The organism is Mobilicoccus pelagius NBRC 104925, from assembly GCF_000247995.1.
GTDB classification, from domain to species: domain Bacteria; phylum Actinomycetota; class Actinomycetes; order Actinomycetales; family Dermatophilaceae; genus Mobilicoccus; species Mobilicoccus pelagius.
On the sequence record NZ_BAFE01000024.1, the window covers coordinates 1 to 1567 of the forward strand.

The following is a 1567-nucleotide window of genomic DNA, read 5'->3' on the forward strand; positions in this document are numbered from 1 at the left end:
ACATCCCACGCGAGTGAGGTGTCAACATCAGGCTCAGGCAGCCGCGGGCAGAGCGGCTCGTGGGTGCGCTGGCCAGGCGGTCGCGTCGTCCCATTCCTGCCCGTGGGTCAGGCACCACCAGAGCTTGCCGAGGAGCTTGTTCGCGAGGTTGCGCAGAGCGGCGTTGTGATGGTCGCCGGCGGCGCGGCGGGCATCATAGTGGGCGCGGGCAGCGGGTGATCTTGTCAGAGCGGCGAAGGCCCACCAGTGGCAGGCGTCGTTCAATCGCTTGTTCCGGACCTTGCGGGCTTTGACGTAGTGCGATCTGCCGGAGGACCTGGTCACGGGCGCGGTCCCCGCGTAACAGCGTAGGCTCGCCGCGGTGGGGAACCGGGCCGGGTCGTCGCCGATCTCGGCCAGCACCCGGGCTGCCAGGACCGGCCCCAGCCCGGGCACACTGGCCACGATCGGGGCCTGAGGATGCTCAGCGAACGAGGCCCTCAGAGCGGCCTGGAGTTCGTCGACGCCGGCACTCATCGTCTTGGCTACCGCGATCAGTTGGGTCGCGGCAACGCCCAGGGCTGCCTCGACGGCCGGCGGCTGGGCCAGCCCGTCGGCGCGCAGTACCGCCAGGAGGTGCTCGACCAGGGCGGGATCGTTGCGGCGACCACAGCGGTGCAGGGCCGCAACCAGGCCTCGGCGGGTCAACATCCTGGCCTTGGTGGGTGTCGGCGCCAGGGCCAGGACCTCGATCGCCGCTTTGTGCTTGAGGTTCGGGAAGGCCTGCACCGCCTGCGGGTAGAACTCCATCAGCAGCGAACGGAGCCGGTTCAGCACGTCGTGCCACGCCCAGATCGCCTCTTGGTGCTGACGGGCCAGGGCCTTCAACGCCAACCCGTGCTCGGTGATCGCGGGCATCGGGCGGTGCTGGTGGCGGTCGGTGCGCATCACGTCGGCCAGCAGCGCCGCGTCCCGGGCGTCGGACTTGCATCCGGACTGGGAGTGCCGCTCCCGGTAGCGCGCCACAGCGCGCGGGTTGAGCGGGTACACGGTGAATCCGGCTGCGACGAGGGCGACCACGATCAGGTTCTTGTCCGTCTCGATACCGACCGGTGTGGCTTCCGGGGTTCCGCCGTGCTCGGCGATCAGAGCCAACAGCTCGGTGAAGCCGGTCACCCCCGTGTCGATGCGGGCCTTGCCCACGACGGCGCCCGCCTGGTCCATCACGGCGACGTCGTGATGCCCCTCGGCCCAGTCGATCCCCACTGTGACAGGTCCCATCTGTCCTCCTCGTTCCCCGGTTCACAGGCCCGACGGTCAGGGCCTGATGGTTGAGCATCGGGACAAGCACGGCGACCTAATGGAAGCGCTCGGCGGCGCGGCATCTCACAAGCCGATGGCCTCGTCCCGGGCAACTGGCAGGGCCACCGTCTACGTTAAGAAACCTCGGCACGGGCCGAGCCTTGGTGAAGCACAGGTGAGTGGACACCCGCCAGCAGCTCACCTCCAGCATCGACCCACGGGTCAGTGAAATCTCAGTGGCCCCTGCCAGAGGCCCGCCACCGCTTCGGGTGGCATCCCCATTAGG

1 protein-coding gene is annotated in these 1567 nt (G+C 69.0%); it reads right to left on the minus strand.

All coding sequences use genetic code 11. From position 1 onward, the window contains the following. Positions 1-33: 33 nt before the first annotated feature. Positions 34-1260: an IS110 family RNA-guided transposase gene (locus MOPEL_RS04070; protein ID WP_009481587.1), complete on the minus strand. Its 1227-nt coding sequence runs from the start codon at positions 1258-1260 to the stop codon at positions 34-36. Positions 1261-1567 lie beyond the last annotated feature (307 nt).

Excerpts from the sequence above, each read along its gene's own strand:
- MOPEL_RS04070 (WP_009481587.1), bottom strand. The coding sequence starts at position 1,260 with ATGGGACCTGTCACAGTGGGGATCGACTGGGCCGAGGGGCATCACGAC.